The organism is Microbacterium sp. PI-1 (assembly GCF_004337555.1).
In the GTDB taxonomy this organism is placed as follows: Bacteria; Actinomycetota; Actinomycetes; order Actinomycetales; family Microbacteriaceae; genus Microbacterium; species Microbacterium aurugineum.
Genome location: NZ_SJYZ01000001.1, coordinates 276,364 through 292,200, shown reverse-complemented (window position 1 = coordinate 292,200; position 15,837 = coordinate 276,364). Strand labels below are relative to the sequence as shown.

Below are 15,837 nucleotides of genomic sequence, written 5' to 3'. Positions count from 1 at the left end.
TCCTGGTGTGACGGAATGAAACGCGAACGGCGACTCCTCCCCATCTGGGGCGGTGAGGGCGCTACCCTGAGGAAGCATCCTCACAGGATCTTCTCAGAAAGGGGTCCCCCACCATGTCTGAACCACTCACCGAGGCGAAGTCACTGTTCAAATCGATTCGCATCTCGCTCGCCGTCGCCGGTGTTCTCGCGCTCGTCGCCGGAATCGTCCTCCTCGTCTGGCCGGTGAAGTCCGCGGTCATCGTGACGGCGATCTTCGCCTCCTACCTGGTCGTCGCCGGACTCGTCTACATCGGGCTGGGCATCTTCTCGAGCGCCAAGGGCGGATGGGCCCGCGTGGGGCACATCGTCCTCGGACTGCTCTACGTCGCGGCGGGCATCATCGCGTTCTTCAACTTGAATGCAGCCGCGGCCACGCTCGCGTTCGTGGTCGTGATCTTCATCGGCATCAGCTGGATCGTCGATGGCGTCGTGGCCTTGACGCTTCTGGGCAGCGATGGCTCGCGCGTCTGGACCGTTCTCTACGCGCTCCTGAGCATCGTCGCCGGAATCATCGTCCTGTTCTCGCCGCTGATCGCCGGCTTCGCATTCTGGCTGCTGCTCGGCATCTCGCTGATCGTTCTCGGCATCATCCAGATCGTGCGCGCTTTCACGCTCGGCAAGGACGAGAAGGAGTATGTGGCCGCCGTTCAGGGAGACACGGCCAGCTGATCTCCCCCGCGAACAGAACGGCCCCGTCCTGCATCCAGCAGGACGGGGCCGTTCCGTAGGTCGGAGGTCACTCCGCGGCGAACGCGCTCACATCGCCGACCAGGCGTGTGTTGTCAGCCGGAACAGGATCGACCGTGGCCTTGGCCACCTCGGCAGCGAACTCGGAGACGTTGTAGAGCTTGCCTGCCGACTCCCGCCGCTCGGCGATCGCGCCGGGGTTCGCCCGCTCCAACAGGGTCGCAGTGATCGTTCCCTCGATCATGTCTCCGGAGACGACCGTGAAGCCGATCCCCTTCTCGGCAAGGCTCGGGATGAGCTCACGAAGCGCGTCTTCCCCGGCTCGCTTCGACAGCGCGACCGGCTCGTACTCCGGCATCGTGGGCGTGGTGCGGATGAAGTGGGCCTGGTGGCTGGTGACGAAGACCACCCGTGCACCGTCTCCGAGCAGCGGCGTCGCAGCCTCGAGCACGTTCAGCTGCGCGTCACGGTTCAACGTGAGCGCGTAGTCCTCCGCCATCCCCGACTCCATGCCACCGGACGCGTTGAGCACCAGCACGTCGAGGCGTCCGTACTCAGCGCGGACCGCCTCGAACATCTCGGCGACCGAGGCCGGATCGGTGAGATCCGCGCCGACGACGAGCGCGCGGCGACCGAGCTCGCGCAGCTGCGTGGCGAGCTTCTCCGCACGCGGCGCCTTGTTGCGGTAGTTGATGACCACATCGGCGCCGGCCTCGGCGAGGTAGCGCACGGTGTCGGCGCCGATCCCGCGTGATGAACCGGTGACAAGCGCGACCTTGCCTTCGAGGGATCCTGCGGGAAGAACGTCGGTCACGGTGACTCCTCATGATGCGTGAAAAAGCCGTGATCGCACGGCCCTCTCACACTATCAAGCGCGCGCCGGGGCACCCCGATGGGCGGGCCTCCGCGTGGTACGTTGACCAGAAAGGAGGCCGCATGGACAACTTCACGACATTCGTCACGTTCATCGACCAATGGGCCTGGATCGGCTGGCTGGTCCTGATCGCCGTCTTCCTCGTCATCGAGATGCTCTCGCTGGACTTCACGTTCCTCATGCTCGCCTTCGGCAGCGTCGTCGGTCTCGTGACCGATCTGCTGGGTGTGCCGGTGTGGGTGCAGGTGATCATCGCAGCGGCCGCTGCGGCGGTCTTCATCCTCTTCCTCCGGCCCCCGTTGCTCAAGCGTCTGCACCGCGGGGAGGATCCGACGAAATCGAACGTCGACGCCCTTCTCGACCTGCGCGGTGTGGCCCTGAGTGAGATCACCCAGATCTCCGGGCAAGTGAAGCTCGCGAACGGCGACACCTGGACCGCGCGGACTTCGACCCCCGTTCCGATTCCCTCGGGGGCGCCGATCGCCGTGAGCGTGATCAACGGCGCCACCGCCATCGTCCGACCCGTCAACGACTAGGAGTTCCCGTGGACGACGCATCGTTCATCCCCGCAGCGATCGGATGGATCCTCGCCATCGCCGTGATCATCTTCGTGGTGGTCACCGTCGCACGGGCCATCCGCATCATTCCGCAGGCGACTGCCGGCGTCGTCGAGCGCCTCGGGCGCTACCACAAGACGCTCACGCCAGGTCTGAACATCCTGGTCCCCTTCATCGACCGTCTTCGTCCGCTCATCGACATGCGCGAGCAGGTCGTCTCGTTCCCGCCGCAACCGGTGATCACCGAGGACAACCTCGTCGTCTCGATCGACACCGTCGTGTACTTCCAGGTCACCGATGCCCGCGCCGCCACCTACGAGATCGCGAACTACCTCGGTGCCGTCGAGCAGCTGACCACCACCACCCTGCGTAACGTCGTGGGTGGGCTCAACCTCGAAGAGGCACTCACCAGTCGCGACAACATCAACGGCCAGCTGCGCGTCGTGCTGGACGAGGCGACGGGCAAGTGGGGCATCCGTGTCGGACGCGTCGAGCTGAAAGCGATCGACCCGCCCATCTCGATCCAGGACTCCATGGAAAAGCAGATGCGCGCCGAGCGTGACCGTCGCGCGGCGATCCTCACCGCCGAGGGCACCAAGCAGTCGGCGATCCTCGAAGCGGAGGGCTCCCGTCAAGCCGAGATCCTCCGGGCAGAGGGCGACAAGCAGGCTGCGGTGCTCCGTGCCCAGGGTGAAGCCGAAGCGATCCAGAACGTCTTCAGCGCCATTCATCAGGGTGCGCCGGACGACAAACTGCTCGCCTACCAGTACCTGCAGATGCTCCCGAAGATCAGCGAAGGCCAGTCCAACAAGCTGTGGATCATCCCGAGCGAACTCACCGAGGCGCTCAAGGGCATCGGCAGCGCATTCACCCCGAAGCCGGGCCAGGGCCCGACCAACACACTGCCGGGCGCGTGACGCACCCGTACTTCTCGAAGGCACGGCATCCCCGAGTCCTCGCCCACCGCGGTCTGATCACCGCGGCCGGCGAGGACTCGGGCGTCTGGGAGAACTCGGCCGCAGCCATCGCCGCCGCCCATGCCGCCGGCGCCGAGTACGTCGAGACCGACTGCCAGGTGACCGCCGACGGTGACGTCGTGCTGTTCCACGATTCGACACTCGATCGCCTCCTGGGCGACAAGCGAGCCGTCCGCGACGTGCGCACGCGCGAACTGCGCGAGATGTTCGCCGACCATGGCGGGTTGCTCACCGTCTCGGAGGCACTCGATTCGTTTCCCGAGGTCCGTTTCAATGTCGACGTGAAGACGTCCGCCGCTGTCGAGCCACTCGGGCCGATCCTCGCCAACCACACTCACCGCGTGCTGGTGACGAGCTTCTCTGACTCCAATCGCCGTGGCACGGTCGCGTCCGTGCTGAAGGCGGGCGCCGCGCTCCGACCGGCCACCTCCGGGGGGAGCCGCACCATCGCCGCTCTCCGAGCACTCTCCGCACTGCACCTCTCCCCCGGTCGTGTGCTCGAAGACATCGATGCGCTTCAGATCCCGGAGCGCCACGGGAAGCTGACCGTACTCACCCCGGCCCTGCTCCGCGCCGCCCGCCGCCGCGGCGTCGAGATCCACGTCTGGACCGTGAACGACCCCATCGACATGCTCCGACTCGTTGCGGCCGGAGTGGACGGCATCGTGTCCGACCGTGCCGACATCGCACTGGCCACGCTCTCTGCGAAGTAGTCGCCGACGCGCCCCATAACCTCCGGCGCTGGGATTCGGCTGTGAATTCCGCCGCGAAGTCGCCCGCGTGGATGAAGCGCACAGGCTGGAGCGTTATACCTGACAGCGACGAGAGGACCACAAAATGGCAGATCGCAGCCTGCGCGGCATCCGGCTCGGCGCCCAGAGCCTACAGAGCGAAGAGGGCGTCGTTTTCATGGAGCGCCGCGAAACGACCTACACCTGTGACACGTGCGGACACTTCACGAACCTGATGTTCGCAGCGGACGCCGAGCCGCCCCAGACGTGGGAGTGCCGTGCGTGCGGCGCGGAAGCCCGTCTGAACGTCGACGGCGAGGCCGTGACGCTCGAAGCAAGCGATGAGAAGGCCGCACGCACCCACTGGGACATGCTGATGGAGCGCCGCACGCGAGCGGAGCTCGAGGAGCTCCTGGAAGAGCGCCTCGCCTTCATCCGCGCCCGTCGCGGTGCAGGAGAAGACCCGACGCGGGAGAAGATCGGGGCTTAACGCCCCCTGGCGCGCCACCACCCGAAGAGGAGCGCGCCGACACCGACCCAGAGCAGCAGCTGCTGGATGACGGGGCCCAGGAGCACACCCGCTGTGAGGCCGGTACGAAGTTCGACATCGTCGAGCATCGCACCGGCCTCTCCTGCATCGAGGCTCGTGACGGTCGAACCGTCCGCGCGGATGACCTGGCTGGTGCCGACCGTCGACACGTTCACGACACTGCGACCGGTCTCGATCGCCCGCATCCGTGCGAACGCGAGCTGCTGGAGGTTCTCGTCGGTGCCGCGGAAGTCCGCGTTGTTGGTCTGGAACACCAGGACCTCTGCGCCGTCGTTCAGGCCTTCCCAGATGACGTCGTCATAGATGACGTCGAAGCAGATGGCCAGGCCGATCGTGACGCCGTCCACGTCGACGACCGGCGGGTTGGATCCGGGCGTGTACTCCCGTTGGATCAGACCGATCAGATCGGGCGCCAGCGCGTTGAAGAAGGGACGATCCGGAACGTACTCGCCGAACGGGACCGGATGTCTCTTGTCGTGCAGCTGCGTAGCCGTGCCGTCGGCCGTCCAGAGCATCGACGTGTTGAAGTAGACGTCATCGCGCCCCGTCGCCGCGTTGGCGAGCAGAGGCGCATCGATGCGGTTCGAGACGAGCGTCATCCGCCGGGCGATCGCGTCGTTCTGGAACGGATCGGCGTCCAAGGACCCTTCCGGCCACACGAGCAGGTCGACGTCTTCTCCGTACAGAGGTGCGGTGGCGTCCGTCTGCGCCTGGATCACGGCGAACGCTTCGCGCTCATCGAAGTATCCCGTCGGGCCGTTCCCCTGCACTGCCGCGATCCGCATCGAGCCCGACGGCGAGGTCGGGAAGAGCGGGGTGAACAGCAGCACGAGGATGGCCACGGTCGGTGCCGACAATCGCAGCGGCCGCCGCCACAGGCGCAGCCGCACCACCTCGACCAGCATCGCGACCAGCAGCACCATCAGGAAGCTGAGTCCGCTGACCCCGAGCCAGGAGGACACGGGGGCGAGCGGGCTCTCGGCCTGGCTCATGCCGAGCCGGGCCCATGGGAAGCCGCCGTAGGGCCAGGAGCCGACGAAGAGCTCCCTGCCGACCCAGAGAGCGGCCACGACAGCCGGAAGCCCCAGGAGGCGCCCTGCGGTACCGGGGAAGGCACGAGGCAGCCACCGGTAGGCCAGAGCGATCGGAATGAGGGCGAACGCGGTGAGTCCGCCTTCGACGACACTGAGCGCACCCCAGGGGATCGGACCGAGGTAGCGCGACGTCCACGACACCATGAGCGCGAAGAAGAGAATTCCGTACACGAGTCCGACGAGCAGAGCGCCACCGAAGCGACGGCCGATCAGCGCGACGAGCAGAAGCCCCACGGCGGGGAAAGCGAGAACCCAGACGGCTGCCTCCGGATACGCCAGGTCCATGAGGACGGCGGCGACGCCCGCGGTGAGGACGGCCGCCCAGAGCGGGAGAAGGGCGCGCTGCGGAGCGGGGCGTTCGGGCATCGTGTCCACCCTCACATCGATGAGTAGGCCACGATGCCGCGGCGGACTCCGTCGAGAGCGCTCCGCGCGGTACGCGCCAGCGCGGCATCCTCCGCGACGATCGAGAGTTGATCCAGCAGATCGATGGTCTGCTTGGCCCAGCGCACGAAGTCTCCCGCTGCCATGTCGGCGTCGATCAGGACGCGGTCCAGTGCTCCCCCGCGCGCCCAGGCATGCATGGCACCCGCCAGACCGGCGGCGAGAGGCTCACTGCCGGGAAGATGGTGGTCCTGTTCCAGGTCGTCCAGCTCCGCCCAGAGTGTGGTGGTCTTCTCGTAGGCGGTGCGGAATGCGCCACGCGGCAGGCCGCGCTCCCCCGAATTGGCTTCATCGCGTCGCGGTTCGTACACGAGGCAGCAGGCCATGGCTGCCAGCGAAGGAGCATCCAAGCCCGCCCAGAGACCCTGTCTCAGGGACTCGGCCACCAGCAGATCCCGCTCGCCGTAGATGCGGCGCATCGTGCGTCCGGCATCCGTCAGCGTCGTGTCCGCACCATCATGCGTCACGTAGTCGAGTGTCTCCAAGACCTCGACGACGCGGTCGAACACCCGCGCGACCGTTCCGGTGCGTGTCTCGATCTGGCGCCGGATCCGGTCTGTCTGGCGCTTGAGCTTCCAATAGCGCTCCGCCCAGCGGGCATGAGCCTCGCGGTCGGGACAACGGTGGCACGGGTGGCGCTGCATCTGCGTACGCAGGGTCTGGATGCGCTTCATCCGCTTGTCCCGTGACGCCCGTGGCGCCTGGGAGTCCTGGCGGTTCTTCTTCTCGAGATCGCTCAGTTCGCGGCGGATCGCGGCGTACTCCGGGAAGCTCCCGTGCTCACAGGCCATCGCACTCTGATAACCGGCGAGCGACTCCTCGGCTTCGCGCACCTGCCGAGCGAGGCCGACGACAGCACGATCCGCCTGGAACTGCGCGAAGGACGACTCGAGGATCTGCCGCGCTCGGGGTTTGCCGAACATGTCGATCAGATTCACGGCCATGTTGTACGTCGGACGGAAGCTCGAGTTCAGGGGGTATGTGCGTCGTGACGCGAGGGCAGCGACAGCCTGGGGATCCATCCCCTCGGTCCACTGCACGACGGCGTGGCCCTCGACGTCGATGCCACGGCGTCCGGCGCGACCGGTGAGCTGTGTGTACTCCCCCGACGTGATCGCGACGCGTGCCTCGCCGTTGAATTTCTCCATCTTCTCGAGCACGACCGTACGCGCCGGCATGTTGATGCCGAGAGCCAGGGTCTCGGTCGCGAACACCACCTTGACGAGCTTGCGCTGATACAGCTCTTCCACGACCTCCTTGAAGGCGGGCAGAAGACCGGCGTGATGAGAGGCGACACCGCGTTCGAGGTTGTCCAGCCACTCCCAGTAGCCCAGGACGTCGAGGTCTTCGTCCTGGAGGGTGCGGGTGCGGTCCTCGACGATGGCCCGGATCTCAGCTCTCTCCTCCGTCGACGTCAGACGGACGCCGGAGCGACGCACCTGCTGCACGGCCGCGTCGCACCCCACGCGACTGAAGATGAAGAAGATCGCCGGGAGGAGGTTCGAGCGCTCCAGAAGGCGCACGACATCCGGACGATCCATCCGTTCGATCCGGCGCGCATTCGCGGCACGGACGGGACGGCGGCCTCCTCGGGAAGGGCGCTGCGCCTGTCGGCCCGCATGCCGGTTGCTCCGATACGCCTGCGCCTGTCGGTTGTTGTCATACGTCGACGTGGTCGATGAGCGGATGCGCATCAACTCCTGGTTGACCTGGGCCGTGGCGAGGCCGGCGCGGTCATCGAACAGGGGAAGCAGGTCGTCCCGCACGAGCACGTGCTGCTCCAACGGCACCGGCCTGATCTCGGAGACGATCACTTCGGTGTCGCCGCGCACCGTGTCGAGCCAGTCCCCGAACTCCTCGGCGTTCGAGACCGTGGCGCTCAGGGAGACCAGCCGCACCTGCGCAGGCAGGTGGATGATGACCTCTTCCCAGACAGCGCCGCGGAAACGGTCAGCGAGGTAGTGGACCTCGTCCATGATCACGTAACGGAGATCCCGGAGCGCCGTGGAGTCGGCGTAGATCATGTTGCGCAGGACTTCGGTCGTCATCACCACGATGCGCGCATTGCCGTTGATGTTGGTGTCGCCGGTGAGCAGTCCCACCTGATCGGCGCCGTAGACGTCGACCAGCTCCCGGAACTTCTGATTCGACAAGGCCTTCATGGGTGTCGTGTAGAACGCCTTGTCGGTCGGCGTCTGCATCGCGAGGTGAATCGCGAACTCGCCGACGATCGTCTTTCCTGCTCCGGTCGGTGCGGCGACGAGCACGCTGCGTCCGTTCTCGAGCGCGTGGCACCCCGCCACCTGGAAGGGATCCAGCTGGAACTTCTGCAACGCCGCGAACGCGGACGACTCCGGGTGCTCGGCCGCCTGGCGCGCCCGGGCGTACTTCTCGGAAGGTGAACTCATACCGCGTCCGGCAGGAGCCCTGACGCATCGTCGCGCTTCCGCTTTCGCCGATCGAAGATGAGGGACAGTCCGGCGGCGGCGAAGAACAGGACGATCAGGATTCCGGCGAGCATCAGCATGCTGACCACGTCGGCTGCCGGCGTCGCCAGGGCCGCGAACACGGTCGCGATGAGGATGGCCACACGCCATCCCTTCAGGATCGCCCGGCCCGACATGACCCCGGACAGATTCAGCGCCACCAGGAACACGGGGAGCACGAAGGAGACGCCGATCACGATCATCAGCTTGAAGACGAAGTCGTAGTACTCCTGCGCGTAGTAGAAGTTGGTTGCGCCGTCCGGGGTGAAGCTCCACATGAGCTCGATCACGTGCGGCATGATCATCACGCCGAGATAGCAGCCGGCGAAGAACAGCGGAACCGCCGCGACGACGAACCCGACGGTGTACTTGATCTCCTTGCGGGTCAGTCCGGGCATGATGAACGCCCAGATCTGCCAGAGCCACACAGGCGCCGAGATGAACAGACCGATGGAGAAGGCGATACGCATGCGCATGTCGAACGCCGACGTGACCGTACCGAAGTTCAACGCGCTGAAATTATCGCCGCGCTTCTCCGTGATGATACGGATCGGTTCCGTGATGAAGTGGATCACGGGGTCCGCCACGATGAACGCGATGACCATCCCGACCACGAGTGCCAGCGCCGCGTACATCAGACGCTTGCGCAGTTCGACGAGATGCGCGCCGAGCGACATCCGTCGATCCCGATCCGCCTTCGGCATCACGGACGGTTCGATGGCTGCCACGGCCGGTCAGGCGCGAGGCGGAGTCTCAGGGTCAGCGCCCGAGTCCTTGGCCGAGGTGGGGTCGGCGACGGTCGAATCTGCGCGGGTCGCGTCTTCTTCCTTCATCGCCTTCATCTCGCCCTTGAACACGCGAGCGGACTGGCCCATGCTCTTCGCGAGCGCCGGCAGCTTGGCGGCACCGAACAGAAGGAGGATCACGGCGAGCACGATAAGCAGGTGCCAGCCTTGCATTCCAGCGAACATGTCAGGATTCCCGTCGTCGGTGAGCGTTCGATTCAGTCTACAGATCAATTCTTCGCATCGGGCTGGTGATACAGCGCGAGTCCCGAGGCGGCCCACTCCCTGGTGGCCGTGCGTGCGACACCGGGATCGATGACCTCCATCGCCCCGCCGAAGCGCGCCGCGAGCCGCTTGATCCCGCGCGGGTCGGCGAGGTGCAGTTGCGTGGCCACGAAACCGTCTACCACCTCGAGCTCCCCCGTGGGGACGAATCCGGCCAGCAGCGGGGCGAGGCGTTCCGGCACGCGCACCGTGACCTCGCGCTCGTCGTCGAGACCGGCGAACGCCTCAGGTACGTGATCCCCGCCGTGGGTGATCGGGATCTGCGTCAGCTGGGGCGCGCTCACACGATCGAGATGGAACGTGCGCATCGCCTGACGCAGGTGGCACCACCCCTGCAGGTACCACTGCCCGTTGGTGATCAGGATCTGCATCGGGTCGACCGTGCGTGTGGTCGGGGCGGCGTCAGGGGCCTGGTAGGTGAAGGAGATCGCGACACCGTCGTGAAGACCACGCGCGACCGCTTCGCGGACCTCGTCGACCGCGCTCGGCGCGACGACGACATCTGCGGGCGCATCGGCGGCGCCACGGGACAACTTCGAGATGAGACCCGCGACGAGTCCGGAATCCGACACCGCGGGCACGGCCGCGACCATCTGGAGGCCTGCGAGCAGGGCCGCGGCTTCACGAGCGGTGAACCGAGGCACTCGCCGCAGCGCGACGTCGTTCGTGATCTCGATGACGTCCTCGAGATCGAGCAGGTCCCAGTTGATGTCGAACATCTCCTGCGGCTGCTGCCAGTACCCGGACTCCCCGGGAAGCCCGATGACGGTGAGCTTCTCTACCATCCCGCGCATCTCCTGCGGCGTGACGCCGAACTCCTCCGCCGCTTCCGCGAGCGAGACCTGGCCGTGTTCGAGGAGATAGGGGACGAGCGTCAGATAGAGCCGGACCCGTTCGGCGGCGAGAAGCGGCTTGGGCTTCGGATTCATCCTGCGTCCTCCGCATCAGCATGCGCATCGACGACTGCTTGGAGCCGGGAGATCACCGCATCGCGGAGCGGGGCGGGCTCGACCACGCGGACCTCTGGGCCGTAGGACGCCAGCTCATCCGCGAGGATGTGCAGATCGACGAAGGGAACATGGATCCCCTGCGTCGCCGGAACCGCGCGTCGTCCGAGGCGGAGCGCGGCTTCGGTGCCGGGCGTGACCTCGAGCAATGCCGAGTTCTCCGACGCGACGCGTTCGAGCCCGGCGAGAGCACTCTCCCCCGCACCGTCGCGCAGGGACGCATCGAAGCCCGTCGAACTCACCTTGACGTCTCCGACGATCCGGCCCAGCAGGAACGTCCGGTCCTCATCGACATCGACATCGATCCCGAACACATGCCACCGAGCCTCGTAGTCGACGAGGGCGAGGGGACGAATGCGCCGTCGCCGCGGCGCCTCCTCGCCGGGCTTCAGGTAGTCGAACGTCACGACCCGACAGCGCTCGATCGCATCCTGGAGAGGAGCGAACGCCGCGTCACGCGCCGTGATGCGTGGGGCGAAGCCGATGATCGGCTCGTCACCGTCGATCCCGAGAGCGCGGATCTTGCGCACGCCGGACTGTGCATCCCCGGAAACAGACTCCGCGCTCCAGACGCTGCCGGCGAGACGCAGCACTGCCAGTTCCGCCGGAGAGAACACGATGTCACTCGGAAGGTCGTATTCTGCCTGCGGAATACGGTAGCGGGCCTCGCGGAGATCGTTCGGATCAGCGGCGTCACCGATCGTCTCGATCGGTACACCGAGTGTCCGCAACTCGTCCTTGTCGCGTTCGAACATCTTCTCGAGCGCATCGGAACGCGTGCCCGCTTCCGCTCGTTGGCGGTAGCCGGAGACGTTGTCGAGGATCTGCTGCTTCGTCAGCCCGATCTCCGTGGCCATCAGCGCCACGACGAGATTCGTCAGGCGCTCCTCCGCGGGGATACGGGCGGCCATCACTGCGTCGGCGCCGCCACTGCGCCCAGGATGTCGACGACGATCGCGGTGGCGGGAGCGCTCTCTGTTGCGGGGAACACGACGAGGAGCTGCGAACCGACGGTGGCGCCCACCATCTGCTCGGCGGCGACGCTCACGCTCGCGTCCTTGCCCCACGAGGACGTGGTCACGGTCTTCTCATCCCAGTCGACGCCCATGACATTGGAGACCACGATGTCGCCCTCCTCGACCTTCGGACCATCGCCCTTGATCAGCGTCTGCGTGACGATCTCGGTCGGCGCCGGAACGTCGGGGACGATGATGCCGGGTGTGCCGTCGGGAGCCCGCACGACGCTGGGAAGGCCGCGCGCGTCGTTGAACTGCAACGCACCGGATGCCTTCGACGGCATGACATCGAGCACATCGATGACCGCGACGATGTTCTCCCCCTCGTCGAGTCCGAACGCCTGGACGTTCTGGGCCCCGAAGTCCTCCGGAGTCAGGACGGCGAGGACACGGCTGCCACTGGTGGCGCACTCCAGCACGTCTGCAAGACCCGCGGAACGCTGAGCCCAGTAGTCGATGCTGTGCACGCGGCTCGGGTCGCCGTTGAACTCGGACTTGTACAGAGCCTTGCCGCTGTCTCCGCCGAAGAAGGCGATATCGAGCACCACGGGCTGGAAGTCCGATCCGAGTGCCAGACCGTCCCCGACGGTGACGTCGGCGAACGAGGTCTCGTCCGTCTTGACCGGGCCGAAGACGTCGACGTCGGGAACCGAGCCGAGGTCACCGCTCACGTCGGCGATGTTCAAGACCTTGTCGTCGGTGCCACGATCACAGGCGGCAGCACTGTCGGGCGACGCGACGGCGCAGCCGGTCAGGGCGAGGACGGCAAGGCTGAGGGAGGCCAGAACGGCGGACGTTTTACGCACGCGCTCCAGTCTATTCCGTCGGGTGCGAGGAATCGCGCGAAGCGGCCGCCAGGCGCGCCCCCTCTGCCGCCTTCTCGGCCTCCCGCGCGCGCTTGCGCAGATTCTTGTCGCTGATCTCGCGGTCGCCGACGGCTCCCGGCGTCCAGGCCTCCACGTCCTCGTCGCCGTAGCTGCTCTTGGACGCACGGCGCTTGACCGAAGGAGCGATCGCTCCCGGGGCGAGTCGGCGCGCGGTGAGGAGGAAGCCGGTGTGGGCGACCATCCGGTGGTCGGGGCGCACCGCGAGTCCCTCGACGTGCCATCCGCGGACCATCGTCTCCGACGCGTCCGGGTCGGTGAAGAGCCCGGTGCCCCTGATGTACTCCGCGACTCGCGAGAGCTGCGTCGCCGTCGCCACGTAGCAGAGGACCACTCCACCCGGGGTGAGCGCGTCGGCGACGGCGTCCATGCACTCCCACGGCGCGAGCATGTCGAGCACGACGCGGTCGACGGATGCCGCCGGCACCTCGGTCGGCAGGGCTTCGACGAGGTCTCCCACGACGACACGCCAGGTGTCCGGGTTCTCACCGAAGAAGGTCTCGACGTTCGCGCGCGCGACATCGGCGAAGTCCTCGCGGCGCTCGAACGAGATCAGTTTCCCTGCCGGACCCACCGCGCGCAGCAGCGACAACGACAGCGCACCGGAACCGACACCTGCTTCGACCACGGTCGCCCCAGGGAAGATGTCCGCTTGCATGACGATCTGGGCGGCGTCCTTCGGGTACACGATCGCCGCGCCGCGCGGCATCGACATCGCGAAGTCACGCAGCAGAGGCCGGAGCGCCAGATAGTCGTGCCCGGAGCTGTTCGCCACGACGGAACCGTCCGGAAGCCCGATCAGGTCACGGTGGCGCAGAACACCCTGATGCGTGTGGAGCTCTCCGTCCTCGCGGAGCGTCACGGTGTGCAGGCGTCCCTTGGGTCCCGTGAGCTGGACACGATCGCCCGCGCGGAACGGGCCGCTCGGCCGCGGCGCGGCGGTATCGGTCATCGGATCGCTCCCGTCGCGGCGCTGTGGCTGTCGAACAGGTCGGTGAGATCGTCGGCGCCACGTCCGGCGAGTGTCGCCCACAGATCGTGCGCACCGAGTCCGTCCAGCGGCACGATGTGCGGCACCGCCAGCGTCACTGCGCCCGAGGCAAGCCCCGCTCGCACCCCGGTGGGCGAGTCTTCGATGACGATGGCCTCGGCGATGTCGACGTCCAGGAGTGCCGCCCCCTGCAGATACGGCTCCGGATGCGGTTTCGGGTTCTCCACGTCATCACCGGCGACGACGATGTCGAACGCCTCGAAGTCGATCAATTCCACGACGTCCAGTGCCATCCGGCGCAGTGACATGGTCACCAGACCGGTGGGGATTCCCGCGTCCCGGAGATCACGGAGCAGTTCGCGCGCGCCAGGCCGGAACGGGACACCCTGAGTGCGAAGCGACTGCTGCACGACGTCGGTCAGGTGCGAGACGATCGCCTCGGCTTCCATCGCCACACCCGCGTTCTGCAGGATCACGGCGCTGTCGATCAGACCGCTGCCGACGAGTCGCAATGCGTCTTCGTGGCTCCATGATCCGCCGAAGGACTCGACCAGCGCCGTCTCGGCGGCCATCCAATACGGTTCGGTGTCGACGAGTGTTCCGTCCATGTCCCACAGGACTGCGCTGGGCTTTCTGCTCACCGAACCCATGCTAGCCGGGGTGCCACCCGCATCCCGCCGTCGCGGACTAGCCTGGAAGGATCACATCTGCGAACTCGAAGGGAGCCCTCGATGGATGTTCTCGGTCCGCGCATCGTCATCGCCGCCTTCGACGGCTGGAACGATGCGGGTGAAGCCGCCAGCGCTGCGATAGAGGCACTGCGCACATCGACGGAGTACGACCTCGTGCACTCGGTCGACCCCGAGCTCTACTTCGACTACCAGTACACGCGACCGTCGACTCGCATGGATGCCGAGGGCCGCCGCCAGCTCACCTGGCCGGAAGCCGGACTCTGGCGCCCACGGAACCCCGCGCCCGGCCCGGAATTCTGGCTGCTCACGGGAGCCGAACCGGCACGTACCTGGCAGGCGTTCGCCTCGGAGTTCATCGACGTCGCTCTGCGCGACGACATCACGGGATTCGTCACCCTCGGTGCGATGCTCTCGGATGTTCCGCATACCCGGCCGATCTCGATCTTCGCGTCCAGTCAGAACGAGCAGGTCCGTGAGGCGCACGGACTCGATCGCTCGCTCTATGAGGGACCGGTCGGGATCCTCACCGTGTTCGAGCACTTCGCCGAGAACGCGGGAATCCCCACGGCAAGCCTCTGGGCCAGCGTCCCCCACTACGTTGCCTCGGCGACGCCTTCACCGAAGGTGACGCTCGCTCTCCTGGATCGGCTGGAGGAGCTCACGGGCGTCGACGTCGACCGCCAGGCGCTCCGCACCGAGGCCGCCGCCTGGGAAGCCTCGATCGATGCGGCAGCGGCCGATGACGAGGACATGGCCGAGTACATCCGCCAGCTCGAGCGCACCCGAGACACCTGGGACTCCCCCGAAGCCTCCGGCGACGCGATCGCGCAGGCTTTCGAGCGCTACCTCCGTCGCCGCGACGACGGACCGGGCGACCGCAAGCGCTGACGCCGGATCAGGCCGCGATCACCCCGGTCCCGAGCAGCACGAGCAATACCGTGCCCAGCAGGATCCGGTAGATCACGAACGGCAGGAAGCTGCGCTTCGAGATCCAGCTCATGAAGAACGCGATCACCCCGAGCGCGACCACGAAGGCGATGCCGGTGGCCGCGAGAGTGTCCCCGAACGAGAAGAACGACGGCTCGTCCCAGCTCTTGAAGACCTGGTAGAAACCGCTGCCGAAGACGGCGGGAATCGCCAGGAGGAAGGCATAGCGCGCGGCAGCAGCGCGCTCGTAGCCCAGGAACAGCCCCATGGTGATGGTGCCACCCGAGCGGGAGACCCCGGGGATCAGCGCCAATGCCTGAGCGAATCCGAAGGCGACGCCGTGGGGGTAGGTCAGATCGTTGAGCTTGCGACGCTTCGCACCGATGTGGTCGGCGACGCCGAGCAGGATTCCGAAAACGATGAGCATGATCGCGACGATCCACATCGACCGCAGGACGGTTTCGATCTGGTCCTGGAAGAGCAGACCCAGGACGACGATCGGGATGCTGCCGATGATGATCATCCACCCCATGCGGGCATCCGGATCGTTGCGCGGGGCCTTGCCGACGAGGGATCGGAACCACTGCGTGATGATGCGGACGATATCGCGCCAGAAGAACACGACGACAGCCGCCTCGGTGCCGATCTGGGTGATGGCGGTGAAGGCCGCGCCCGGGTCCTCCCCTGACGGAAGGAAGGTTCCGAGGATACGGAGGTGGGCGCTGGAGGAGATCGGGAGGAACTCGGTGAGTCCCTGGACGATGCCCAGGATCAGTGCTTCGAACAGGTGCATGGAGGGGCTTTCGGTG

The 15,837-nt window shown here is 66.6% G+C and carries 17 protein-coding genes; 6 read left to right on the top strand and 11 right to left on the bottom strand.

Annotated features, from left to right (window positions below):
- The first annotated feature begins 113 nt into the window (after nt 1–113).
- Complete coding sequence (locus E0W80_RS01395; protein WP_047519592.1) at nt 114–710, top strand: DUF308 domain-containing protein; 597 nt, start codon at nt 114–116, stop codon at nt 708–710.
- Nucleotides 711–777: 67 nt separating this feature from the next.
- Here the strand turns inward: E0W80_RS01395 and E0W80_RS01390 are convergent, their stop codons facing one another.
- A complete protein-coding gene (locus E0W80_RS01390) occupies nt 778–1,542 on the bottom strand; it encodes an SDR family oxidoreductase (protein ID WP_047519594.1) in 765 nt (254 codons plus the stop codon).
- Between the two features lie 122 nt (nt 1,543–1,664).
- Here E0W80_RS01390 and E0W80_RS01385 point away from each other — a divergent pair, with 122 nt between their 5' ends.
- The 4 genes from E0W80_RS01385 to E0W80_RS01370 all read left to right on the top strand — a co-directional run bounded on the left by E0W80_RS01385 (nt 1,665) and on the right by E0W80_RS01370 (nt 4,357).
- Entirely contained in the window at nt 1,665–2,138 is a 474-nt protein-coding gene (locus E0W80_RS01385) for an NfeD family protein (protein WP_047519596.1), read from the top strand.
- A gap of 8 nt (nt 2,139–2,146) precedes the next feature.
- The gene (locus tag E0W80_RS01380; RefSeq protein ID WP_052193254.1) at nt 2,147–3,076 is read left to right on the top strand and encodes an SPFH domain-containing protein; all 930 of its coding nucleotides are present in this window, start codon (nt 2,147–2,149) and stop codon (nt 3,074–3,076) included.
- Nucleotides 3,073–3,849, top strand: coding sequence for a glycerophosphodiester phosphodiesterase family protein (locus E0W80_RS01375; RefSeq protein ID WP_131491018.1), 777 nt, complete (start codon nt 3,073–3,075; stop codon nt 3,847–3,849). Before E0W80_RS01380 ends, E0W80_RS01375 begins: the two co-directional genes overlap by 4 nt.
- Nucleotides 3,850–3,973: 124 nt before the next feature.
- A complete protein-coding gene (locus E0W80_RS01370) occupies nt 3,974–4,357 on the top strand; it encodes an RNA polymerase-binding protein RbpA (protein WP_131491017.1) in 384 nt (127 codons plus the stop codon).
- Here E0W80_RS01370 and lnt read toward each other — a convergent pair.
- From lnt to E0W80_RS01325, 9 genes are read right to left on the bottom strand one after another with little or no spacing between them, the layout of a single operon-like run.
- Nucleotides 4,354–5,877 (bottom strand): apolipoprotein N-acyltransferase, encoded by a 1,524-nt coding sequence (gene lnt / locus E0W80_RS01365; RefSeq protein ID WP_131491016.1) that lies wholly within the window; start codon nt 5,875–5,877, stop codon nt 4,354–4,356. The two genes, E0W80_RS01370 and lnt, sit on opposite strands and share 4 nt — an antisense overlap.
- An 11-nt stretch (nt 5,878–5,888) precedes the next feature.
- Nucleotides 5,889–8,363: a DEAD/DEAH box helicase gene (locus E0W80_RS01360; protein ID WP_131491015.1), complete on the bottom strand. Its 2,475-nt coding sequence runs from the start codon at nt 8,361–8,363 to the stop codon at nt 5,889–5,891.
- Nucleotides 8,360–9,118, bottom strand: a complete 759-nt coding sequence (tatC, locus tag E0W80_RS01355) for a twin-arginine translocase subunit TatC (RefSeq protein ID WP_131491103.1) — start codon at nt 9,116–9,118, stop codon at nt 8,360–8,362. The genes E0W80_RS01360 and tatC overlap by 4 nt, the downstream gene beginning before the upstream one ends.
- A gap of 57 nt (nt 9,119–9,175) precedes the next feature.
- Nucleotides 9,176–9,412, bottom strand: coding sequence for a twin-arginine translocase TatA/TatE family subunit (gene tatA, locus E0W80_RS01350; protein ID WP_047519604.1), 237 nt, complete (start codon nt 9,410–9,412; stop codon nt 9,176–9,178).
- Between the two features lie 44 nt (nt 9,413–9,456).
- Entirely contained in the window at nt 9,457–10,440 is a 984-nt protein-coding gene (locus E0W80_RS01345; protein ID WP_131491014.1) for a WYL domain-containing protein, read from the bottom strand.
- Nucleotides 10,437–11,429: a WYL domain-containing protein gene (locus E0W80_RS01340; protein WP_131491013.1), complete on the bottom strand. Its 993-nt coding sequence runs from the start codon at nt 11,427–11,429 to the stop codon at nt 10,437–10,439. Before E0W80_RS01340 ends, E0W80_RS01345 begins: the two co-directional genes overlap by 4 nt.
- Nucleotides 11,429–12,340, bottom strand: a complete 912-nt coding sequence (locus E0W80_RS01335) for a hypothetical protein (RefSeq protein ID WP_131491012.1) — start codon at nt 12,338–12,340, stop codon at nt 11,429–11,431. Before E0W80_RS01335 ends, E0W80_RS01340 begins: the two co-directional genes overlap by 1 nt.
- Before the next feature lie 10 nt (nt 12,341–12,350).
- A complete protein-coding gene (locus E0W80_RS01330) occupies nt 12,351–13,370 on the bottom strand; it encodes a tRNA (adenine-N1)-methyltransferase (protein WP_131491011.1) in 1,020 nt (339 codons plus the stop codon).
- Entirely contained in the window at nt 13,367–14,050 is a 684-nt protein-coding gene (locus E0W80_RS01325; protein ID WP_256536394.1) for an HAD family phosphatase, read from the bottom strand. The genes E0W80_RS01330 and E0W80_RS01325 overlap by 4 nt, the downstream gene beginning before the upstream one ends.
- A 90-nt stretch (nt 14,051–14,140) precedes the next feature.
- On the opposite strand from E0W80_RS01325, the gene E0W80_RS01320 reads away from it, so the two are divergent.
- Nucleotides 14,141–14,989 (top strand): PAC2 family protein, encoded by an 849-nt coding sequence (locus tag E0W80_RS01320; RefSeq protein WP_131491010.1) that lies wholly within the window; start codon nt 14,141–14,143, stop codon nt 14,987–14,989.
- A 7-nt stretch (nt 14,990–14,996) separates the two neighbouring features.
- On the opposite strand, the gene E0W80_RS01315 is transcribed toward E0W80_RS01320, so the two are convergent.
- A complete protein-coding gene (locus tag E0W80_RS01315; protein ID WP_131491009.1) occupies nt 14,997–15,821 on the bottom strand; it encodes an undecaprenyl-diphosphate phosphatase in 825 nt (274 codons plus the stop codon).
- Between the last annotated feature and the right edge of the window lie 16 nt (nt 15,822–15,837).